At 59.5% G+C, this 849-nt stretch carries 1 protein-coding gene; it reads right to left on the bottom strand.

Annotated elements, in window-relative coordinates; translation table 11 throughout:
• On the bottom strand, nt 1–849 hold an 849-nt coding region (locus RY1_RS29265; RefSeq protein ID WP_139280023.1), incomplete at both ends, for an AMP-binding protein.

The following is an 849-nucleotide window of genomic DNA, read 5'->3' as shown; positions in this document are numbered from 1 at the left end:
TTCGTGACGACATACGCCACCAACTGGTCATCACGAACCATCACCGCAGCCTGAGCAATCGAACCCTGTTCCAACAAAATGGTCTCGATTTCACCCAACTCGATCCGCAAACCGCGGAGCTTGACCTGAAAATCACTACGACCCACATAATCGAGCTCACCGCTCGAAGTCCACCGCACCACATCACCGGTTCGATAAAGACGCTCACCCCGAGCACGAGCCTCCGCAACCGGATGCGCAACAAACCGATCCGCAGTCAAATCAGGACGGCCGACATAACCGCGCGCAAGCTGCACTCCGGCGAGATAGAGTTCACCCTCCACACCGACCGGAACCGGAGCCAACCGGCGATCCAACACGAAGACACGGGTATTCCACACCGGAGCACCGATGGGAATCACGATCTCGTCCGACCGCACCTCGTGGAACGTGACATCGACAGCCGCCTCCGTCGGGCCGTACAAGTTGTGCAACGCCACGTTCGGCAAAGCCGCGAACATACGATGTGCCGTCGCACCGGGCAGCGCTTCACCCGACGCGAATACCGCGCGCAAACTCGGCAACCGAGACGCGCGCGCCTCGATCTCCCCGACGAACACAGCAAGCATCGACGGAACGAAGTGGACGATGGTCACCGACTCGTCGGCGATGACCCCAGCCAGATAACTCGGATCACGATGACCGTCCGGCACCGCGACCACAACCGAAGCACCCACCTGAAGTGCCCAGAAGAACTCCCACACCGACACATCGAACGTGAACGGCGTCTTCTGCAACACGACATCACTCTCGGTCAACCGATAAGTGTCCTGCATCCACAGAAGACGGTTCACGATCGCCTCATGCGAA

The organism is Rhodococcus yunnanensis NBRC 103083 (genome assembly GCF_001895005.1).
GTDB classification, from domain to species: domain Bacteria; phylum Actinomycetota; class Actinomycetes; order Mycobacteriales; family Mycobacteriaceae; genus Rhodococcoides; species Rhodococcoides yunnanense.
This window is presented reverse-complemented; position numbering and strand designations above follow the sequence as displayed.